The following is a 22,469-nucleotide window of genomic DNA, read 5'->3' as shown; positions in this document are numbered from 1 at the left end:
CCACCCCCACCCCCACCCCCGCCTCCTCCACCCACGCCTCCTCCACCACCACAGGGCTCACCGGCCGCTGCAACCCCTACGGTTGCGCCGCCGCCGATGCCTCCCGCGGTGGTTCCGTCGAGCGGTTCGGGGGATACGCCCCCGAGCGGCGGCAGCCCTCGATGGCTGATCGCGTTCGCCGTCGTCGGAGCGCTCGCTCTGGCTGGCGCGGCTGGCGCGCTCGTCGCGCTCGCGCTGACCGACGGTGACGATGCCGACGCGCAGGCGGCCAACGAATCGTCCGCTGCGGTCGTGACCACCGTGACGCCGCCGCTCGAACTTCGCGTGCGGGTCGAGGAGCCGTCAGGATCGACCGGCGCCGACGACGCCGCAATGGCAGCGGAGGCCGCAGCCGCCGAAGAGTTGCCAGACTCGTCGGACGACGTCGACACCGGTGACGGCACGGAGTCGGAGGCGAACGCGGACGAACGAACCAAGGACGCGGCCGACCTCGGCGGCGCGACGTCGGGCGACCCCGTCGCGCAGGGCGACCCCGACGATGCTCCGGTCGGTGCGTCAGACCCGACCGACACCGAGTCGGCCGATGTCGCCCGGACGGGCGCGGGCTCGGCCGACACTGATCAGGCAGACGCTGATCAGGCAGACACCGATCAGGCAGACACCGATCAGGCAGACGCCGATCGGGCAGACGCCGATCGGGCAGACGCCGAGCGGGCGGGGGCGGACCAGAACGGCAGCGACCGGTCTGGTGCCGACGACGGAGATGCTGGTGACGCGCAGGGTGACCCCGTCGCCGAATCCAAGGCCGTCGTCCGCGACGGGCAGATCTTCCTCGAAGGTGCCGTCCCGACCGCCGAGGCGGGAGTCGCGATCGAAGCGCTCGCCGCCGAGATCCTCGGACCCGACAACGTCTTCAACGACTACGTCGTCGACCCCCGGGCGGGCGATCCCAACCTCGGCAACATCACGGTCGAAGACACCATCAACTTCGCCACCGACAGTGCCGTCGTGCTCCCGGAGGCCGAGACGCTGCTCAACCAAGGCCTGGCACTGCTGACTCTGCGGCCTGCGATGACGATCCACATCGTCGGTCACACCGATGATCGGGGGACAGCAGAGTCGAATCACGAACTGTCGACGCGGCGTGCCGAGGCGGTCAAGGACTGGTTCGTCGAGCGCGGCGTCGATCCCTCACGACTCACGACCGAGGGTGTGGGCGAAGACGAGCCGATCGCCGAGAACCACACCGCCGAGGGTCGTCGTCTGAATCGACGCATCCAGTTCTTCCTCGAGAACATCCTCGGCTGACCGCCCCGAACGGACGCGCCGAGCGCCGGGTGCGACGCGCATCGCCCACATCGCGGCGGCCGCCCTGGCCGCCATGCTGTCCGCCACGATGTGGGCTGCGATGGGTGCTGCGATGGGTGCTGCGATCGGTGCTGCGAGGGCTGCCACGATGTCCGCCGCGAGCCGGGGCGATGCCGTCGTGTGGGGCGTCGCTGCACATTGCAGTCACGTCGCGGTGCCAACGCAATGCTTGACAGGACGGCCGCGCTTCTTTAGCTTGTGCCGCAATCGAGCGCAGGACGAGTGATTCGAGCCTGTGGACAACTTCGAACCGATCTCGTCGAGCATGCTCCGAGGGCGGTTGATATCGCGTGTTCGGCACCGATAGGATCGTACGTTGCCGTGTCGTTCCTTCCCTTGCACCCATCCATCGGTGTGATCTGGCGCGCTCGGCCTCTGGCAGCACCCACCCTGACTGCGGTCGTCGCTCGCGACGCCCGGGTCGAGAAATTTGGAGAGTGATCCGTGGCGACTCGTCCCGTGTCTCGTGAACGTTATTCGTTCGGCAACCTCAAGGAACCGCTTGAGCTGCCCGACCTGATCGCCATCCAGCGGGAGAGCTTCCAGCACTTCCTCGATGAGGGTCTGGCCGAGACGTTCCGCAGCATTTCGCCGATCAAGGACTTCTCGGAGAACCTCCAACTCGAGCTGGAGTTCGACCCGTTCGATCCCGACCTGCGTCCGCCGCCGAAGTTCTCGGTGGAGGAGTGCAAGGAAAAGGACATGACGTACTCCGCTCCGGTGTTCGTCCGCGCACGGTTCATGAACCGCAACACGGGCGAGATCAAGGAGCAGGTCGTCTTCATGGGCGACTTCCCGATGCAGACCGAGAAGGGCACGTTCATCGTGAACGGCACCGAGCGCGTCGTCGTGTCGCAGCTCGTTCGTTCGCCGGGCGTCATCTTCGAGCCGGGCGAGCGGTTCCGTCTCCGCAACCTCACCAAGCACCAACTCGTCAAGGGAACGATCCACCCGTACCGCGGTGAGTGGATGGAGTTCGACGTCGAGCACAAGCCCGGCAAGGACGTCACCGCCGGCACCCGCGTCGCCCGCAAGCGTCGCCTCGGCATCTTCACGATGCTGCGCGCGCTCGGCTACGACGAGGAGAACGCACCCGGCTTCCTCGACCGTTTCGTGGCGCACTTCGACTTCCTCGAAGGCCAGTGGGAAAAGGAGCGCGAGACCGCTCCGACCCAGGACGAGGCGCTCGTCGAGATCTACAAGCGGGCCCGCCCGGGCGAGCCGCCCACGGTCGAGTCGGCCAAGGCCTACTTCCGCAACGCGTTCTTCGAGAGCCGTCGCTACGACCTCAGCCGGGTCGGTCGATACAAGCTGAACCGCAAGCTCGGTGACGAGGTCGCACGCCTCGACGAGCTGTTCGGGCTCGGTGGCCTCACCAACGCCGAGGGCGAGCCGCTGCTCGACTACCCCGAAGAGGGGCAGAACGTGCTCTCGCGCTGCGAGGTGCTCGCGTCGATCAGCTACATGCTGCACCTCGTCAAGCAGGAGCCGGGCTACCGCCTCGACGACCAGGACCATTTCGCCAACCGCCGCATCCGCAGCGTCGGCGAGCTGATCCAGAACCAGGTTCGCATCGGCCTCAGCCGCATGGAGCGCGTCGTTCGTGAGCGCATGACGACCCAGGACGTCGAATCGATCACGCCGCAGACGCTGATCAACATCCGCCCGGTCGTGGCCGCGATCAAGGAGTTCTTCGGAACGTCGCAGTTGTCGCAGTTCATGGACCAGGTCAACCCGCTGTCGGGCCTCACCCACCGTCGCCGTCTGTCGGCGCTCGGGCCGGGCGGTCTGTCACGCGAGCGTGCGGGCTTCGAAGTCCGCGACGTGCACTTCAGCCACTACGGCCGTATGTGTCCGATCGAAACACCAGAAGGCCCCAACATCGGCCTGATCGGTGGTCTGTCGACCTACGCCCGCGTCAACGAGTTCGGCTTCATCGAGTCGCCGTACCGCGAGGTGAAGGACGGCAAGGTCACCGGCAAGATCGTCTACATGGCGGCTGACGAAGAAGAGAACTACGTGGTCGCCCAGGCGAACACGCCGCTCATGGAAGACGGCTCCATCCGCGACGCCAAGACCCTCGTGCGTCGTTCGCCGCAGGCGGCCAGCCTCGAAGACCTCCGCAAGATGCTCGAAGCGGAGAGCTTCTTCGGTGCAACCACCGACATCGGCTACGTGCCCCCGGCCGAGGTCGACTTCATCGACGTGTCGCCCAAGCAGATCGTGTCGGTCGCGACGGCGCTGATCCCGTTCCTCGAGCACGACGACGCGAACCGTGCGCTGATGGGTGCCAACATGCAGCGCCAGGCCGTGCCGTTGCTGCGGGCCGAGGCGCCCTACATCGGGACCGGCATCGAGAACCGTGCAGCGCGCGACGCTGCCGATCTGATCCAGGCCGAAGACGACGGTCACGTCGTCGAGGTCACCGGCGACTCGATCACCGTCCAGTACAAGACGCTCGGCAAACGCGTCTACCGCCTGAACAAGTTCACCCGCTCGAACCAGGACACGTGCATCAACCAGAAGCCGCGGGTCGTCGAAGGCGACACGTTGCAGAAGGGCTCCGTCATCGCCGACGGCCCGTCGACCGACGACGGTGAACTGGCGCTCGGCAAGAACCTGCTGGTCGCCTTCATGCCGTGGGAGGGCTACAACTTCGAAGACGCGATCATCCTCTCGGAGCGTCTGGTGAAAGATGACGTGCTCACGTCGATCCACATCAAGGAGCACGAGGTCGACGCTCGTGACACGAAGCTCGGCCCGGAAGAGATCAGCCGTGACATCCCGAACCTGAGCGACGACATCCTCGCCGACCTCGACGACCGCGGGATCATCCGCGTCGGCGCCGAGGTCGGTCCGGGCGACGTCCTCGTCGGCAAGGTCACCCCGAAGGGCGAGACGGAGCTGACCCCCGAAGAGCGCCTGCTGCGCGCCATCTTCGGTGAAAAGGCCCGCGAGGTCCGTGACACGAGCCTCAAGGTCCCGCACGGCGAGGTCGGCAAGGTCATCGACGTCAAGGTCTTCAACCGCGACGACGGCGACGAACTGCCGCCCGGCGTCAACCAGCTCGTGCGCGTGTACGTCGCCCAGAAGCGCAAGATCAGCGTGGGTGACAAGCTCGCCGGCCGTCACGGCAACAAGGGTGTCATCTCCAAGATCCTCCCGATCGAAGACATGCCGTACACGAAGGACGGCCAGCCGGTCGACATCATTCTCAACCCGCTCGGCGTCCCGTCCCGAATGAACGTGGGCCAGGTGCTCGAAGCGCACCTCGGCTACTGCGCTCGCTGGGGCTGGACGAACCCGGACGGCACCAAGATCGGTGACGAGCCGATCCGCGGAACCGAGACCAAGACCCGGCCGAACACCAAGCCGGCCACCTTCGTCGCCACGCCGGTGTTCGACGGTGCGAACTGGGACGAGAAGGAGAAGTCGATCGACCACCCGACGATCCAGGAGATCCTCGAGAAGCTGAACCCTGAGTCACACAGCGGCGAGCGCCTCGTCGGCCTCGACGGCAAGATGACGCTGTTCAACGGTCGCACCGGCGAGCCCTACGACAACCCGATCACCTGCGGGTACATGTACATCTTGAAGTTGGCGCACCTCGTCGACGACAAGATCCACGCTCGCTCGACGGGCCCGTACTCGATGATCACCCAGCAGCCGCTCGGCGGTAAGGCCCAGTTCGGCGGTCAGCGCTTCGGCGAGATGGAAGTGTGGGCGCTCGAGGCGTACGGCGCGGCCTACTGCTTGCAGGAGCTGTTGACGATCAAGTCTGACGACGTGTTGGGCCGTGTCCGGGTGTACGAGTCGATCGTCAAGGGCGACAACATCCCCGAGCCGGGAGTCCCCGAGTCGTTCAAGGTGCTCATGAAGGAGATGCAGGCGCTCTGCATCAACGTCGAAGTGCTCACCGAAGACGGCCAGGAGATCGAGATGCGTGACCTCGACGACGAGGTCTTCCGCGCCGCCGAAGAACTCGGTATCGACATTTCCCGCCCGGAACGTGGCACCGACGAAGACGATGCCCGCCGCGAACGCGAAAAAGCGGAGCGCACCGCCCGGTACTGAGCCATCGCCGAGCGACAGAGTGGGTCAGACCCACTCTGTCGCCTGGCAACGGCTCGACATCTCCGGGCGACAGCGTGGGCCTGACCCGCTCTGTCGCTCGATGAACGACTGACACAGCAAGAGCAACCAGCAAGGACAACCCAACATGCTCGACGTCAACATGTTCGACCAGCTCAAGATCGGGCTGGCAACGGCGGATCAGATCCGCACCTGGTCACACGGTGAAGTGAAGAAGCCGGAGACGATCAACTACCGCACGCTGCGTCCCGAGAAGGACGGGCTCTTCTGCGAGAAGATCTTCGGCCCGACCCGCGACTGGGAGTGCTACTGCGGCAAGTACAAGCGGGTGCGCTTCAAGGGCATCATCTGCGAGCGCTGCGGCGTCGAGGTGACGCGCTCCAAGGTGCGCCGTGACCGCATGGGCCACATCGAGCTCGCCGCACCCGCCGTGCACATCTGGTACCTGCGCGGCACCCGCTCGTGGCTCGCCTACCTGCTCGCCGGCATCGAGCCGAAAGAAGAGCTCAAAGCCAAGCAGCTGGAGAAGGTCATCTACTTCGCTGCCCACCTGGTCAGCTGGGTCGACGAAGACGGCCGCCACGAGGCGCTCTCGAACCTCGAAGCCGAGTACCTCGAAGAGCGCGATGTCGTGCAGAAAGAACTCGACCTCGAGATCGACGAGCGCTTCAAGCAGCTCGAGGCCGACGTCGCCGAGGCAGAGAAGGCCGATGCGAAGGCTGCCGACCTGAAGAAGCTCCAGAAGGAAGCCGACAAGGAGCTCGAAGCGATCCGGGAGCGCTACGACATCGAACTCGATCTGATCTCGCGCACGTGGGACGAATTCAAGAGCCTCCACGCTCGCAAGATCATCGAAGACGAACTGTTGTGGCGTGAAATGCGCGACAAGTACGGCGAGTACTTCGAAGGTGGCACGGGCGCCGAGGCCATCAAGCAGCTCATCGACCGAATCGACTTCGACGAAGAAGAAGTGAAGCTGCGCGAGGCCATCGACGTCGGCGACTCCGGCCGCAAGCCGCTCAGCGCCCAGCGCAAGCAGAAGGCGATCAAGCGCCTCAAGATCGTCACGTCGTTCAACCGTCGCGACGAGAACGGCCGGCGGATCAACGATCCCAAGGCGATGATCCTCGATGCCGTCCCGGTGATCCCGCCGGAACTGCGTCCGATGGTGCAGCTCGACGGTGGCCGCTTCGCCACGTCCGACCTCAACGACCTGTACCGCCGCGTCATCAACCGCAACAACCGCCTCGAGCGCCTCCTCAACCTGGGTGCGCCCGAGATCATCGTCAACAACGAAAAGCGCATGCTGCAGGAAGCCGTCGACGCGTTGTTCGACAACGGCCGTCGCGGCCGCCCGGTCACCGGGCCGGGCAACCGTCCGCTGAAGTCGTTGTCCGACATGCTCAAGGGCAAGCAGGGCCGGTTCCGCCAGAACCTGCTCGGCAAGCGCGTCGACTACTCGGGCCGTTCGGTCATCGTGGTCGGCCCGACGCTCAAGCTGCACCAGTGCGGCCTGCCGAAGCTGATGGCGCTCGAGCTGTTCAAGCCGTTCGTCATGAAGCGCCTCGTCGATCTCGAACTCGCGCAGAACATCAAGACCGCCAAGCGCATGGTCGAGCGTCGTCGTCCGCAGGTGTGGGACGTCCTCGAAGACGTCATCAAGGAGCACCCGGTGATGCTCAACCGTGCACCGACGCTGCACCGTCTCGGCATCCAGGCGTTCGAACCCATCCTGGTGGAGGGCAAGGCGCTCCAGATCCATCCGCTCGTCTGTACGGCCTTCAACGCCGACTTCGACGGCGACCAGATGGCCATCCACGTCCCGCTGTCGGCCGAGGCGCAGGCAGAGGCACGCGTGCTGATGCTGTCGGCCAACAACATCTTGTCGCCGGCCTCGGGCCGTCCGATCACGGTGCCGTCGCAGGACATGATCATCGGTGGCTACTACCTCACCGAGGCGATCGAAGATGCTCCGGGCTCCGGCCGAGTGTTCCGTCACCTCTGGGAAGTGCTGCGGGCCTACGACGAAGGCGAACTCGACCTCCACGCCGAGATCCAGATTCGTCCGCCGCGTCTCGACGAAGACGGCCTCCACATGACCGACGAGGAACGCGAGCGCGCCAACGCTCCGTTCGCGACGACACCCGGCCGTGCCCTCTTCGAAGAGGCGCTCCCGAAGGACTACCCGGCCAAGTTCGGCCACATCGACTTCCTCGTCACGAAGAAGGAGATGGGCGTCATCGTCGAGCACCTGTCGGACAACTACGACAAGTCGACCGTCGCCCGGTCGCTCGACAACATCAAGAACCTCTGCTACCGGTTCGCGTCGCAGTCCGGTATCACGGTGTCGATCGACGACGTCCGCACGCCCAAGGCGAAGCGGGCGATGCTCGACGACTACGAGGCACAGGCCGAGAAGGTCGAGAACCAGTTCAAGCGCGGCATCATCACCGACGGCGAACGGCGTCAGCAGGAGGTTCGCATCTGGACCGACGCAACTGCGGACGTCCAGGCGGCGATGGAGCTCGAGTTCAAGGCGCAGCAGTTCAACCCGATCGACATGATGGTCGGCTCGGGTGCTCGCGGCAACATGACGCAGATGCGTCAGATCGCCGGCATGCGCGGCCTCGTCGCCAACCCTCGTGGCGACATGATCCCTCGTCCGATCAAGTCGAACTTCCGTGAAGGCCTCGAGACCCTCGAGTACTTCATCGCCACACCCGGCGCCCGTAAGGGCCTCGTCGACACGGCGCTGCGCACCGCCGACTCGGGCTACCTGACCCGGCGTCTCGTCGACGTCGCCCAGGAACTCATCGTCCGCGAGGACGACTGCGGTTCGACGCTCGGCGTCTGGATCGAGAACGTCAGCGCCGACACCGCGAACCGTCGCTCGTATCTCGAGACGAAGCTGTACGGCCGTGCGCTGCTCAACGACACCGAGCTCGCTGGTCCGATGGAAGACGGCCGCACGATGCTGCCGCGCAACACCGTCATCGGCGACGAGGAGATGGAAGCTCTGCGCGACGATCCGAACATCGAGCGACTCCGCGTTCGTTCGGTGCTCACCTGCGACGCCGAGCTCGGCGTCTGTGCGATGTGCTACGGCCGCTCGCTCGCCACGGGCAAGATGATCGAACTCGGCGAGGCCGTCGGCGTCATCGCCGCCCAGTCGATCGGTGAGCCCGGCACGCAGTTGACGATGCGTACCTTCCACACCGGTGGTGTGGCCGGTAAGGACATCGCCGGTGGTCTGCCCCGCGTCGTCGAGCTGTTCGAGGCTCGTACGCCGAAGGGCTCGGCACGACTCGCTCGTGCGACCGGTGTGCTCCACCTGCGCGAAGACGAAGGCAAGGGCATCCCGGTCGTCGTGATCGATGATCAGGGCGAGGAGCACGAGACGCTGCTGCCGCTCGGCGCTCGTCCGATCGTCACCGACGGTCAAGACGTCCGCGCCGGCGATCCCCTCGTCGATGGACCCTTCGACCCGAAGGAGATCATGGAGATCAAGGGCATCCGCGAGACGCAGCTCTACCTCGTCGAAGAAGTGCAGCGCGTCTACCGCGACCAGGGCGTGTCGATCCACGACAAGCACATCGAGCTGATCGTGCGTCAGATGACGCGTCGTATCGGCGTGCAGGAGCCCGGCGACTCCGGTTTCCTTCCCGGCGAACGTGTCGACTCGAAGCGCTTCCGTGACACCAACCGTCGCATGGTCGAGGAGTCGGCTCGCCCCGCTGAGGGCCGTCCGGAGCTGATGGGCATCACCAAGGCGTCGCTCGCGACCGAGTCGTGGCTGTCGGCGGCGTCGTTCCAGGAGACGACCCGGGTCCTCACCGAGGCGGCCATCGACGGCCGTGGCGACGACCTGATCGGGCTCAAGGAGAACATCATCCTCGGCAAGCTGATCCCTGCCGGTACCGGGATGGCCAAGTACCGCGAGTTCGGTATCGAGGCGCCCGACTACGAGCCGATGAGCTACTACAGCTCTGATGGCGAAGAAGACCCGGCAGCGTTCCTCGCCGGGTTGCACGGCTCCTACCAGGGCGAGCCCGCCCCGGTCGGCGCCAGCGCCGAACCGATCGGCTGATCCCGAGCCATCCCGCGTCGACGAGCGAACCACAGCCCCGGCTGTGGTTCGCTCGTCGCGTTTTCGGGGGATCAAGCGCCGAGCGGTTGCTGCCGATGAACCGGCATGACCGATGTGATCGCCGCGGGCGTGGTGCCGATGGCGCCGCCGAGCTTGGCCGATCACTATCCCATCGAGGTCGTTCAGCACATCGCCCAGGAGGTCTCGTTGGCGCTGCGCGACGGCGTCGTCATCCAGGATGGTGACGGGCGCATCGTGTGGAGCAACGCGACCGCCGCACGCTTGCTGCGAGTATCGGGCACCGAGCTGCTCGGCACCACCTCGATCGGCGCCGAATGGCAGCCGGTTCGAGCCGACGGGTCGTCACTCCCCGAGATCGAGCACCCCGCCGTGGTGGCGCGACGAACCGGGGAACGAGTGGAACGCGTCGTCATCGGGGTGCGGGCCGGTGACCTCTCACAGCGCTGGCTCTTGGTCGACTCGTCCCCACTCGACCTGGCCGACGAACGCTTGGTCATCACGGTGTTCAGCGACGTCACGGCCGAGATCGATGGCCGCCGCGACTTCGACCAGACACTGCACGAGATGCAGGACCTGCTCATCCAACGGGAGTTCCCTGACGCGGCCGGCGTCAGGTTCGTCGGGGAGTATCGCTCGGTCGGCGTCGGCAATCTCCTCGGTGGCGACTTCTACGGCGTGTATCCGGCGAGCACCGTTCGCCACGACTTCTTCATCGGCGATGTGTGCGGCCACGGTGTCGCGTCGGCGTCGCTGAGTGCGCTCGCCCGCAGCACGCTGCGCAGCGTGGGGCGGATCCTCGACTCGCCGAGCCTGCGTCTGCGCGAGTTGCATGCCGTCGTCGAGATGGAACGACCCGACACGTTCCTCACGGCGCTCGTGGGCTCGATCGAACAGACCCCGAGCTCGACTCACTTGCGCGCGTCGAGCGGTGGGCATCCGTTGCCGATCCTCGTTCGCGACGGCGAGACGCGTCGCGTCGGTCGTGCCGGACAACTGGTGGGCATGCTGGCCGACGCTCCCCGGCCCGATTTCGAGATCGAACTTCTTTCCGGCGATCGCCTGATCTTCCACACCGACGGTGTGATCCACGGGGCTCGGCCACGCCCCGATGAAGACCAGTTCCTCGCCTCGGTGCCGACCGACGGGACCCTGGACGAGATGGTGCATCGGCTGCTTCGCGTCGGGCTCCCGTCGGACGCCGTGCATCAGGACGACGCGGCGATCCTCGCCTGCGAAGTCCTCTGACGCGGTCGGCCGCGCGCTCGGCTGCTGACGAACTCTTCTGACTGACGAACTCTTCTGACTGACGAACTCTTGAGGTTTGGATTCCCTCCCGCTGGGCACGTGGTGCGCAGTTCCAAGGAGGGAATGTCATGCGTGAGGCGTTTGCCAGGATGTGTCGCCGGGATCGAACCGGCAAGACGCGCCCCGGTTCGATCTCGATGCCGGCGCCGCCGATGCCGCCTTCTCGCTACGTGCGCACGGAAGTCTTGCTCGGGTGGGGATACCCCGCTCCGCTGGTCATCAGCCGTGCGGTGTCGCATTTCGACCTCGAACGCCATGCGGTTGCTCGCATCGAACCAGCCGCATCCGAACCAGGGAAGCCAGAACCAGCGACGCCCGAACCAGCGACGCCCGAGCCGGGGACGCGGTGCAGCCATGGCTGATCTCGCCGCCTTCGGTGTCTTCACGATGTTTGCCGCGACCTTCGCCGCCGCCGTGGTGCACTCCTTGTTGCCGCACCGTCGCAGCACGCTGTGGAACGCTCCGCCGGCGCCTCCGCTCACTCGCGTCGGCACTGCGATCGTGACCGATACCCCTCGTCCTCGTCACTCAGAGTTCCCGCTCGACGAGCACGAGGGGTACTCCGGTCGACGCACTGCGTGACCCGGTCGGCGATACCGCTGCGTCGCCGCTCGACGCGTTGCGCGATGTCGGAAGCACTCGTAGCATTGTCTGGTCCTCTCAACGGGGAATCCGTCAGTCGGCCGTTGTATGGCGGGCGCACACCCGGTGCGCTCAATCCACCCCATTTCTTGCAGAAGCTCTCGCCCGTGCGGGGCCTCGCCGAGAAACGACCTGAACGAACGAGGTTTCGTACATGCCAACCATCCAGCAGCTCGTCCGTCAGGGGCGTAGCTCGAAAGTCACCAAGTCGAAGACGCCGGCCCTCAAGGGGTCGCCGCAGCGCCGTGGCGTCTGCACGCGCGTCTACACGACCACCCCGAAGAAGCCGAACTCGGCGCTGCGCAAGGTCGCGCGTGTCCGTCTGAACTCCGGTATCGAAGTCACCGCCTACATCCCGGGCGAAGGCCACAACCTGCAGGAGCACTCGATCGTGCTCGTGCGCGGCGGTCGTGTCCGTGACCTCCCCGGCGTTCGCTACAAGATCATCCGCGGTACCCTCGACGCCGTCGGCGTCAAGAACCGCAAGCAGGCCCGCAGCCGTTACGGCGCCAAGAAGGAGAAGTGACCAATGCCTCGTAAAGGTCCCGCTCCCCGCCGCGATCTGGTCGCCGACCCGATCCACCACTCCGTCGTCGTGACGCAGTTGATCAACAAGGTGATGCTGCATGGCAAGCGCAGCGTCGCCGAGAAGATCGTGTACGACGCGATGGAGATCATCCAGAGCAAGCTCGAAGGCGACGAGATGGCGATCGACACGGTCAAGCGTGCGATCGACAACGTCAAGCCGCCGCTCGAGGTCCGCAGCCGCCGCGTCGGTGGCGCCACCTACCAGGTGCCGGTCGAAGTGCGCCCCCGACGTGCGACCACGCTGTCGATCCGCTGGCTTGTCGACTTCGCTCGCAACCGTCGTGAGAAGTCGATGGCACTGTGCCTCGCCAACGAACTGATGGACGCTGCCAATGGCCTCGGCGCCGCGATGAAGCGTCGCGACGACATGCAGAAGATGGCCGAATCCAACAAGGCGTTCGCCCACTATCGCTGGTGACCCGAGTCGCTGCGGCGACTCCTTCACCTCGAAGCGCACGAACACACCTCGCCCGAGCCGTTTGGCTCGGGCGAGTGTCGTTTTCAGCCGAGTTCGGCAGCGTGTCGTGCGATGCGCTCCGCGAACAGCGGTGCGTTCCCGACCTCGCGAACGGCGTCTTCGAACCATGCGGCTGCGGTCGCTGGGTCGCCCGAGGTCAGCGCCAGTCGGGCCAGCGCGTAGCTGACCGGCCCCCAATAGGCGCCCCCGCTGCCGTACGCGGAGATCACCGCATGCTGGCCGGCCTGAGGGGACACCAGCGGGAGCAGTGATCGGGCAGCGTCGGCGTGCCCGATGTCGGCGGCGGCATGCGACAGCGTGATCAACGCCAACGAGCGGCTCGTGTCGTAGGACAGATTTTCGTATCCGGCTTGCTGGAACACGTCGATGCTGGCTCGAGCGAGGTCGGTCTCGCCGCTCTCGGAGGCGCACAATGCCAGGACCGCACGGTACGCCGGGATCTCCGGATGCTGCTCGACCGCGCTGTTGAGTACCGGGATCACTTCGCCGGCGCGGCGCTGCAGCAGCCGGATGTTGGTCAGGTTCACCCCGAAGCCCGCAACGCTCCCGCTCGACCCTCGACCGAGCTGCAGCGTCGCCGACGCCAACTGCTCGGCCGCGTCGAGGTCGCCGTCGTGGAGGCTGAGCAGCACCCTCCACCCTGACGCCGCCCAGGTCAGATACGGATCGGGATACGAATCGAGCGCGATCTGGGCGCCGTCGAGGAACCGCCGGCACGCGTCAACACGGCCGCGGCGCAGCTCCTCTTCAGCCCGGTACAGATGGGCGAGCACGAGCGACTCCCGCCGTACATGACGGGGGTCGAGCTGCAGGACCCGATCGAGGTCGTCGATGCGTTGGTCGAGTGCCGTCGGGTCGAGGCGCGCGTACCGCCGACCGAGGATCGCCGAAGCCAGCGCGTCGACCGGCACCGGTTCGAGCTCCTCGACGCGGGCCACCGACCGTTCGAGGAGATCGTTGCGCTCCGTTGCCGCGCCGGTGAGCAACAGAGCGAGCGCCAATTCGCGTTCGAGTTCGCTGCGCAACACCGTGAGCTCGGTCGTGTCGTCGCTTTCGTCTCCGAGCGCGTCGAGCGCGGAACGAACGAGCGAGATCCGCTCGGCATCGGTCGAGTCGGTCGCTGCGCCTCGCCCGGCACGTCCCACGAGATCGAGTGTGGCTCGACCCTGGACCTCGCGCAGGCCGAGCGGCGCGGCGATCTCGATCGCGTCCCGCAAGCTCGCTGCAGCGTCGGCGAAGCGCTGCACCCGCAGCAGCACTCGGCCGTGCCGAGCGAGCAGCGCTGCGCGCTCGGAACGATCTGGTCCGGTCCCGAGTGCGAGTTCGATCGATCGGCTCGCTGCCGACCAGGCGCCGTCAGCGAGTTGTAGATCGCAGGCGGCAACGGCGTGACGCCGGACCTCTGTTGCCTCGGCGCCGCCGAGTGACAGGTGGTGAGCGAGCGCCGAGTGCCATTCGGCGATCCGGTCGGTGCGAGGACGCTCCGCGATCGCTGCGGCAACGCGCTGGTGCCTTCGCCGAGCACGGGCTGGACCGATCATCTCCACGACCACATCGCGCAGGAGCGCATGGGAGAACTGCAACTCCCCGGGCCGCCGTCCGGAACCGAGCACGCCGCGTTCGACGAGTTCGTCGAGGAGCCGATCGGTGGTGTCGACGTCGAGGTCAGCGCTCGCTGCGAGGACGTCGACGTCGAACTCGACGCCGACCAATGCGGCGAACTGGATGACGTTGGTCATCGCCGGATCGATCTCACCGAGTTCTTCAAATCGGATGCGGACCCAGTCGCGGAGTGCTGCGGGCACGCTCGACGGATCGATGCGCTCACCCCTCCGGATCGCGGATCGTGCGACCTCGGTCGCGAAGAGTGGCAACCCTGCCGTTCGAGCTCGGAGGAGCTCCAGATCGGTGTCGAGATCGATGGGGAGTGCCCACGCCTCGACGAGTTCTCGGAGTTCGCCGATCCCCATCGCATCGAGGTCGATGATCGTCGTCGCAACACGACGGTCGACGACCTGAGGATCGTCGAGCTCGCCCGTGCGGTAGGTGGCGACGAGCAGCAGTGGACCGTCGACGACTTCGAGCGCTCCTGACAGGAGGTCGAGCGAGTCGGTCGGCATCCATTGGAGGTCGTCGATGCACCAGATGGTGGGAGTCGACGCCAGGCCGCGTACGACCTCGTGAAAGCGCTGGCGAGCGTCGACGGCGCGTTCGTCGTCAGACATCGACGTCACCGCCTGCTCCGGTGCCAGCAGCGGCAGCAGGTCGCCGATCGACCCGAGCGGACGATCGTCGTTGCGCCGTTCGCGGGAGAGCGCGATGCGGGGTAGTTCGTCGAGTGATGCCGAGACCGCCTGGACGAACTCGTCGACCAAGCGTGTCTTGCCCATGCCGGCGGGACCGCGCACGACGGCGAGATGGGGCGACCGCGCCTGCAGCACCTGTTTCCAGCATCGGGCGAGGTCGTCGAGTTCGCCGACACGGCCGACGAAGGGGTCGTCGCGGTGCGGATGAATGCGCGCCGGTGGCTCGATCGTCGGTTGCGCGGCAACGCTCGACGGTCGGCCGAGCAACAGGGATCGTTCCAGTGCCTCGAGTTCGCTACTGAGATCGAGCCCGTACTCGCGCAGCCTCATCCGGGCGGTGCGCAGGCTGGCGAGGGCTTGACGTCGCTGGCCGAGCAGCGCCTGGAGTTCGGCGTGCAGGTGCCAGAGGGACTCGCGGTCAGGGTGTCGTTCGAGGAGTTGCTGGGTCAGCGACAGCAGCTGAGGGTCTGGGTCGTGAAGCCGACGACGGACGTGTCGTTCGAGGTCGTGGTCGGTCACGTCGTCGACTTCGGCGCGGAGGTGTCGGACCTCTTCGATGTCGGCGAGATCGCCGAGGGGTGTGTCACTCGCGTTGCCGGAGGCGTGATCCACCTCGGTCGGCCGGGCGAGGACGTAGCCATCATCCCCGGTCGCGACGAGTCCGGGAATCGACTGCCGGATCCGGCTGATGTGGTTGTGGAGCGACTTGCGAGCGTTGGCAGGAGCGGCGTCGCCCCACACTCGCAGTACGATTTCGTCGACCGTGACCGAACGAGGGTGACTCAGCGCGATGGCAGCGAGGACCCCGCGTTCTCTCGGTCGTAGCGGTACCTCCTCGCCGCCGATCTCCAGGCGCGTTCGGCCGCGGGTCGTGAGTAGCACGAGTTCGTCCTCGAGAGTCGTGAGCTCTCCCGCACCCATGTCTCCGACACTAGTGGTGTGCCGCTGGGCCACGCTGGCGGTTGTCGACGACGGCCTGGAGGATGACGCGGAGGACGGCGCGGAGGATGGCGTGGAGGATGACGCGGAGGATGGCGTGGAGGATGGCGCGGAGGGCGGCGCGATGACGCGGAGGACGGCGCGGCGCAACGGCCGCTCGAGAGGCTGTTGCCGGTGGGCTACCGTGAGCAACGGGGAATCACGCACGAGGGGATCAGAGATGAACGTTCAATCCATCTTGTCGGTCAAGGGGACGCAGGTCGCAACGATCTCGCCGACCGCGTCGTTGGCCGAAGCCACGGCGACACTTCGCGATCGCGGGTTCGGAGCGCTCGTCGTGAGCGCATCGGGCTCCACGATCGACGGCATCATCTCCGAGCGAGACATCGTTCGGGCGCTCGCTGCACACGGTGCGTCGACGTTGGGCCGGTCGGTGTCGAGTTGCATGTCGGGCAACGTGCTCACCTGCACGGTGTCGGACACGATCGACGCGCTGATGTCGATGATGACCGAGCGGCGGATCCGACACCTTCCGGTGGTCGACGCATCCGGACAGGTCGCCGGCATGATCTCGATCGGCGACGTCGTCAAGTTCCGTCTGGGCGAACTCGAGCGGGAGAACGATCAGCTTCACAACTACATCCAGGGCAACGTCCAGTAGACCTGAACGTGTGAGAGGTCCGTGGCGTCGTGCGATTCCCGTCCGCAAGGCGTGGGAACTCGACCCGATCCGTGGGGTCGACGGTGGCAGCGACGCTCTCGTGGTCGCGGTGCTGGTGTATCGCGGGGTGTCGAGCGCTGAGGTCGACGTTCCCGTCACGCGGCTCGCAGAACGCTTGGGTGCGACCGTGGTCTTGGTGGGCGCAGAGGTCGGGCCGGTGCACGGCGTGGAACCGGCCCGGTCGGTGGTGGCGGGCTGTGATCCGTCGACAGCACCGACGGTCGACTACCTCGTGGTGCCGGGCGGACTCGGCTGGAAGCGGGTGCTCGACGACGACGCCGTGCGCTCGTGGCTCCGGATGGCGGCGCGAGATGCTCGTGGCATCCTCGCGATCTCGACGGGGAGCCTGCTCCTCGCGTCGGTGGGTCGCCTGACCGGCAAACACGCAACCGGCCACTGGTTGGCCGAAGACGACTTGGCGGCGCTCGGCGCAGTGGTCGAGACCACTCGCATCGCTGCGGACGACATGGGGCGCGTGGTCACGGCCTCGGGTGCGCTCGCCGCGGCGTCGACCATCGACGAGTTGGTCGAGCGTGCGCAGTGGTCACAGTGGCAGCCGTGAACAGCGGGTCTCAGGCGCGACCGGCGGGGAGATCGAACAGCGCCCGCGCATTGTCGCCGATGAAGGCTCGGCGGTCGGCTTGCGGGAACGCAGCGACCAGTTCGTTGAGGTCGTGCACGTACTCGGGCGTGTGGTCGGCGTGGGGGAAGTCCGACGCCCAGAGGAACCGGTCGACGCCGTAGCGCTCGGCGAGTGCCGGGATCGTGCGTTCGTCGGGGTCGCAACTGATCCAGATCCGTTCGCGGAAGTAGTCGCTCGGCTTGTGTTCGAGTGGCACGCGTTCACCGATGAACGTGTGGCCGTACACCGCATCCATGCGGTCGAGCCAGTAGCCGATCCATCCGCCTCCGGATTCGAGCACCAGCACCTTGAGGTCCGGGAACTTGTCGAACACGCCGTAGTCGAACAGGGTCGTGAACTGATGGCGCACGCCATCCGACGCCTGGACCGACGCCAGCAGGCGGAGTTGTTTGACGTGTTGCCAGTCGCCCATCCGGGTGCCCTTCGTCCACTGCGGCTCGAAGGTCGGGTGGATGGCGAACGGTACGCCGAGATCCTGCGCCGCAGCGAACACCGGGTCGTGATCCGGGTGTCCGAGCGGGAGTCCGGCGTGGGTGAACGGGCACACGTAGGCGCCTTTCGCCCCGTCATCGACGGCCCGCTCGAGTTCGAGCGCCGCGGCGACCGGATCGCTCAGCGAGATGTGCGCCGTCGGCACGAGCCGCGGGGAATCGGCGCAGAACTCGGTGATCCATCGGTTGTAGGCCTTCGTGTAGGCCTGGGCGAGTTCGGGGTCGGTGACCTCAGCCTCCCACAAGAGCCCCACCGTCGTATAGAGGATCGCGATGTCGATGTTCTCCGCGTCGAGCATCTCCAGTCGTTCGCCCGCGTGCATCGTCCCGTACGGCGCTTCGGCCAGGTAGGTGCGTTCGGGGTCCTTCTGCATCGCTGCGAGATCGGGATCTCCCATCGCGCCGAGCGTCGAGGGGAATCCGCGCCGGCTCATCTGCGATCGGCGACCGTCGATCTCGAGTTCCTCGAGGCCGTGCTCGTCGACGACGATGCGCAGGGCGCGGTCGCGAAACTTCGGATCGATGTAGTCCTCCCACAACGTCGGCGGCTCCAGGATGTGACCGTCGGCGTCGACCGCCCCGTCGACCTCGATGCGGTGCGTCTCGTGCAGCGGTTTGCGTGACTCGATGAACGTCGTCGTCATCTCTCCATGCTGTCGCACACCGGGGTCGTGATCGGAGTCGGACCACGACGGGCATGGCGACGATCGCAGCGACGATCTCCCAGGTCGTCGGCGATCGACCAGACGGTGGTGTACGTGACGTAAACACCCATCGACCAGCGTTGCGGTGAGCAAACCGCCGGTACACTCGAACGCCGTGCTCGTGCGAAGTCGCACCGGCACGACGAGACCCGGATTGCCCGGATCAGTAGCCCCTTGAGAGTCCGAGACGTAGCGGAAGTAGTGAGAAGTATGGCCAAGCGAGAGTTTCCCCTGGAGCGCACCCGGAACATCGGGATCATGGCGCACATCGATGCCGGTAAGACCACCACGACCGAGCGCATCCTCTTCTACACGGGCAAGAGCTACAAGATCGGCGAAGTTCACGACGGCGCGGCGACCATGGACCACATGGCCCAGGAGCAGGAGCGCGGCATCACGATCACGTCTGCTGCGACCACGTGCGTGTGGAACAACAACCGCATCAACATCATCGACACCCCCGGCCACGTCGACTTCACCATCGAGGTCGAGCGCTCGCTGCGCGTCCTCGACGGTGCCGTGACGGTGTTTGACTCGGTCGCTGGCGTCGAGCCACAGACCGAGACCGTCTGGCGTCAGGCCAACAAGTACAACGTCCCGCGCATGTGCTTCGTCAACAAGATGGACCGCATCGGTGCCGACTTCTACCGCACCGTCGAGATGGTCAAGGACCGTCTGCAGGCCAACGCCCTCGTCGTGCAACTCCCGATCGGCGCCGGCGGCCCCGAGGCCGTCAAGGCCTTCGAGGGCCTCGTCGACCTGGTGCGGATGAAGGCGCTCGTCTGGCGCGATGTCGACGAGAAGGACCTCGGCGCGAAGTACGACATCGAAGACATCCCGGCCGACATGGTCGACCAGGCCAACGAGTACCGCGAGGAGCTGCTCGAGACCATCGCCACCCAGGACGAAGCCCTGATGGACGCCTACCTCGGCGGCGAAGAGCTCTCCGAAGACGCGATCAAGGCAGCGATCCGCAAGGGCACCCTCGCCAACGAGTTCGTGCCGATCCTGTGTGGCTCGGCGTTCAAGAACAAGGGCGTCCAGCCGATGCTCGATGCCGTCATCGACTTCCTCCCGAGCCCGCTCGACATCGAGCCCGCGCACGGCATCGTCACCAAGGGTGGCGAGGAGATCGACGTGACCCGCGGGCCGGAAGACTCCGAGTTCGCTGCGCTGGCGTTCAAGATCGTCGCCGACCCCTTCGGCAAGCTCACCTACTTCCGCGTGTACTCCGGCGAGATCAGCAAGGGCGAAGAGGTCTACAACTCGGTCAAGGAAGACCGCGAGCGCCTCGGTCGCATCCTGCTGATGCACGCCAACCAGCGCGAAGACCTCGACGTCGCCATGGCCGGAGACATCGTCGCCGGTCTCGGCTTCAAGAACGTCACCACCGGTGACACGTTGTGTGACCGCGACAACCCGGTGATCCTCGAACGCATGGAGTTCCCGGAGCCGGTCATCCACGTGGCGATCGAGCCGAAGACGAAGTCCGACCAGGAGAAGCTGGGCAAGGCGCTCAAGTCGCTCTCCGACGAGGACCCGACGTTCCGCATCCGCACCGACCACGAGACCGGCCAGACCGTCATCTCGGGCATGGGCGAGTTGCACCTCGAAGTGCTCGTCGACCGCATGCAGCGTGAGTTCGGCGTCGAAGCCACCGTGGGCAAGCCCCAGGTCGCGTATCGCGAGACGATCACCAAGGAAGTCACCAGCGTCGAGTACCGCCACATCAAGCAGTCGGGTGGCTCGGGTCAGTTCGCCGTCGTGAAGATCAACATGTTGCCCAACCCGGGTGGCGGCTTCGAGTTCGAAGACAAGATCACCGGCGGCAAGATCCCCAAGGAGTACATCAACCCGACCGCGCAGGGCCTCGAAGCGGCGATGGACAACGGCGTGCTCGCCGGCTACACCACCGTCGACGTCAAGGTGCAACTCGTCGATGGTCAGTACCACGACGTGGACTCGTCAGAAATGGCCTTCAAGCTGGCCGGCCAGCAGGCATTCCGCAAGGCTGCCGAGATGGCCAAGCCCGTGCTGATGGAGCCGATCATGGCCGTCGAAGTCGTGACCCCCGAGGACTACATGGGCGATGTGATGGGCGACCTCTCCAGCCGCCGCGGCCGCGTCGGTGGCATGGAAGCCCGTGGAAACACCCAGGTCGTCAACGCCGAGGTTCCGCTGTCGGAGATGTTCGGTTACAGTACCGACCTCCGTTCGCGGACCCAGGGGCGAGCGACCTACACCATGCAGTTCGACAAGTACCAAGAGGTACCGACGAACATCGCCGAAGAGATCATCAAGCGGGTGCGCGGCGAGTGATCGCTGCCATCGAGCAAGGTTCCTTGAAATCCCACCAGCGTCTCCCGATACCGGGCGGCCGACACGTCAACACGACACAGAGAGAAGTAGTGCAATGAGCAAAGCAAAGTTCGAGCGGAACAAGCCGCACGTGAACATCGGTACCATGGGTCATATCGATCATGGGAAGACGACCCTGACGGCTGCGATTTCGAAGACGTTGTCGATGCGTGGGTTGGCGGATTTCACGGATTTTGATGGGATTGACAAGGCGCCGGAGGAGAAGGCGCGTGGTATTACGATTTCGATTTCTCATATTGAGTATGAGACGGAGAATCGTCATTATGCGCATATTGATATGCCGGGTCATGCTGACTACATCAAGAACATGATTACGGGTGCTGCGCAGGTTGATGGCGCGATTTTGGTGGTGGCTGCGACGGATGGTCCGATGCCGCAGACGCGTGAGCATGTGTTGTTGGCTCGTCAGGTGGGTGTTCCGTACATCGTGTGTGCGTTGAACAAGTCGGACATGGTTGATGATGAGGAGCTGTTGGAGCTGGTGGAGCTCGAGGTTCGTGAGTTGTTGACGGAGTATGAGTTCCCTGGTGATGATGCGCCGGTGGTGCATGTGTCGGCGTTGAAGGCTCTTGAGGGTGATGAGGCTGCTCAGGAGAAGATCATGGAGTTGATGGCTGCGTGTGATGAGGCGATTCCGGAGCCGGAGCGTGATCTGGATAAGCCGTTCTTGATGCCGATCGAGGATGTGTTCACGATTACGGGTCGTGGGACGGTCGTGACGGGCAAGGTGGAGCAGGGCATCATTCATACGGGTGATGAGATTGAGATCGTTGGGTTGCGTGATACGCAGAAGACGACGTGTACTGGTGTGGAGATGTTCCGGAAGTTGCTGGATGAGGGGCAGGCTGGGGACAATATTGGTGCGTTGTTGCGTGGTACTGGGAAAGATGATGTGGAGCGGGGTCAGGTGTTGTGTAAGCCTGGTTCGATTACGCCGCATACGAATTTCGAGGGTCAGGTGTACATTTTGACGAAGGAGGAGGGTGGTCGTCATAAGCCGTTCTTCAACAATTATCGTCCGCAGTTCTTTTTCCGTACGACGGATGTGACGGGGACGATCGAGTTGCCGTCGGGTACGGAGATGGTGATGCCTGGTGACAATGTGGAGATGACGGTGGAGTTGGGGAAGCCGATCGCGATGGATGAGGGTTTGCGTTTCGCGATTCGTGAGGGTGGCCGCACGGTTGGTGCTGGCCGCGTCACCAAGATCCTGAAGTGACCCGGAGCTGATTGACATGGCACAGAGCATCCGTATCCGTCTCAAGGCATTCGACCACGAGATCATCGACCAATCGACGAAGAAGATCGTCGAGACGGTCACCCGGACCGACGCCACCGTGCGCGGCCCGATTCCACTCCCGACCGACAAGCACCGGTACACGGTCATCCGTGGCCCGCACGTCGACAAGGACAGCCGGGAACACTTCGAGATGCGGGTACACAAGCGCCTCATCGACATCGTGAACCCGAACAACAAGACCATCGACAGCCTGCAGCGCATCGAGCTGCCAGCCGGCGTCGACATCGAGATCAAGATCCAGAGCTGATCGGCGAGGGCACACCTTCGTCGCACTGATCAACGACACGGGCGGGCTTTCGGGCCCGCCTGTGTCGCGTGTACGCCTCCGATCTGTGTCGCGCGTGTGCAGCGTCGAAGCCCAACGCCTGGCCCCTGATGCCTGATCTCCGGCGCCGAGCAGTCGGT

14 protein-coding genes are annotated in these 22,469 nt (G+C 65.4%); 12 read left to right on the top strand and 2 right to left on the bottom strand.

What is annotated here, in order from left to right; genetic code table 11:
* Positions 1 to 96: 96 nt before the first annotated feature.
* From ACE37B_RS21890 to rpsG, 7 genes are all read left to right on the top strand, one after another.
* Positions 97 to 1,308, top strand: coding sequence for an OmpA family protein (locus tag ACE37B_RS21890; protein ID WP_409925469.1), 1,212 nt, complete (start codon positions 97 to 99; stop codon positions 1,306 to 1,308).
* A gap of 504 nt (positions 1,309 to 1,812) precedes the next feature.
* Entirely contained in the window at positions 1,813 to 5,442 is a 3,630-nt protein-coding gene (locus ACE37B_RS21885) for a DNA-directed RNA polymerase subunit beta (protein WP_409925468.1), read from the top strand.
* Between the two features lie 145 nt (positions 5,443 to 5,587).
* The gene (locus tag ACE37B_RS21880) at positions 5,588 to 9,547 is read left to right on the top strand and encodes a DNA-directed RNA polymerase subunit beta' (protein WP_409925467.1); all 3,960 of its coding nucleotides are present in this window, start codon (positions 5,588 to 5,590) and stop codon (positions 9,545 to 9,547) included.
* Positions 9,548 to 9,652: 105 nt separating this feature from the next.
* The gene (locus ACE37B_RS21875; protein ID WP_409925466.1) at positions 9,653 to 10,813 is read left to right on the top strand and encodes a PP2C family protein-serine/threonine phosphatase; all 1,161 of its coding nucleotides are present in this window, start codon (positions 9,653 to 9,655) and stop codon (positions 10,811 to 10,813) included.
* Between the two features lie 414 nt (positions 10,814 to 11,227).
* The gene (locus tag ACE37B_RS21870; protein ID WP_409925465.1) at positions 11,228 to 11,455 is read left to right on the top strand and encodes a hypothetical protein; all 228 of its coding nucleotides are present in this window, start codon (positions 11,228 to 11,230) and stop codon (positions 11,453 to 11,455) included.
* A gap of 214 nt (positions 11,456 to 11,669) precedes the next feature.
* On the top strand, positions 11,670 to 12,041 hold the full coding sequence (gene rpsL / locus ACE37B_RS21865; RefSeq protein WP_015440371.1) for a 30S ribosomal protein S12: 372 nt from the start codon (positions 11,670 to 11,672) through the stop codon (positions 12,039 to 12,041).
* 3 nt (positions 12,042 to 12,044) lie between these two features.
* On the top strand, positions 12,045 to 12,521 hold the full coding sequence (rpsG, locus tag ACE37B_RS21860) for a 30S ribosomal protein S7 (protein ID WP_409925464.1): 477 nt from the start codon (positions 12,045 to 12,047) through the stop codon (positions 12,519 to 12,521).
* A gap of 83 nt (positions 12,522 to 12,604) precedes the next feature.
* On the opposite strand, the gene ACE37B_RS21855 is transcribed toward rpsG, so the two are convergent.
* A complete protein-coding gene (locus ACE37B_RS21855; RefSeq protein WP_409925463.1) occupies positions 12,605 to 15,808 on the bottom strand; it encodes an ATP-binding protein in 3,204 nt (1,067 codons plus the stop codon).
* A 238-nt stretch (positions 15,809 to 16,046) separates the two neighbouring features.
* On the opposite strand from ACE37B_RS21855, the gene ACE37B_RS21850 reads away from it, so the two are divergent.
* Together ACE37B_RS21850 and ACE37B_RS21845 are read left to right on the top strand one after the other, a co-directional pair.
* Positions 16,047 to 16,487, top strand: coding sequence for a CBS domain-containing protein (locus tag ACE37B_RS21850; protein ID WP_409925462.1), 441 nt, complete (start codon positions 16,047 to 16,049; stop codon positions 16,485 to 16,487).
* A 10-nt stretch (positions 16,488 to 16,497) separates the two neighbouring features.
* Positions 16,498 to 17,109, top strand: a complete 612-nt coding sequence (locus tag ACE37B_RS21845) for a DJ-1/PfpI family protein (RefSeq protein ID WP_409925461.1) — start codon at positions 16,498 to 16,500, stop codon at positions 17,107 to 17,109.
* Positions 17,110 to 17,119: 10 nt separating this feature from the next.
* Here the strand turns inward: ACE37B_RS21845 and ACE37B_RS21840 are convergent, their stop codons facing one another.
* The gene (locus ACE37B_RS21840; protein WP_409925460.1) at positions 17,120 to 18,325 is read right to left on the bottom strand and encodes an amidohydrolase family protein; all 1,206 of its coding nucleotides are present in this window, start codon (positions 18,323 to 18,325) and stop codon (positions 17,120 to 17,122) included.
* A gap of 270 nt (positions 18,326 to 18,595) precedes the next feature.
* Here ACE37B_RS21840 and fusA point away from each other — a divergent pair, with 270 nt between their 5' ends.
* The 3 genes from fusA (at position 18,596) to rpsJ (ending at position 22,311) form a co-directional block, all read left to right on the top strand.
* The gene (fusA, locus tag ACE37B_RS21835; protein ID WP_409925459.1) at positions 18,596 to 20,704 is read left to right on the top strand and encodes an elongation factor G; all 2,109 of its coding nucleotides are present in this window, start codon (positions 18,596 to 18,598) and stop codon (positions 20,702 to 20,704) included.
* Positions 20,705 to 20,798: 94 nt separating this feature from the next.
* Positions 20,799 to 21,983, top strand: a complete 1,185-nt coding sequence (tuf, locus tag ACE37B_RS21830; RefSeq protein ID WP_409925458.1) for an elongation factor Tu — start codon at positions 20,799 to 20,801, stop codon at positions 21,981 to 21,983.
* A 16-nt stretch (positions 21,984 to 21,999) separates the two neighbouring features.
* Complete coding sequence (gene rpsJ / locus ACE37B_RS21825) at positions 22,000 to 22,311, top strand: 30S ribosomal protein S10 (RefSeq protein ID WP_348478425.1); 312 nt, start codon at positions 22,000 to 22,002, stop codon at positions 22,309 to 22,311.
* The last annotated feature ends 158 nt before the right edge of the window (positions 22,312 to 22,469 follow it).

Origin of the sequence: Ilumatobacter sp. (assembly GCF_046290335.1) — a bacterium.
GTDB lineage: Bacteria > Actinomycetota > Acidimicrobiia > Acidimicrobiales > Ilumatobacteraceae > Ilumatobacter_A.
Note: the sequence above shows the minus strand (reverse complement) of the source record. Positions and strands in the feature narration are given on the sequence as shown.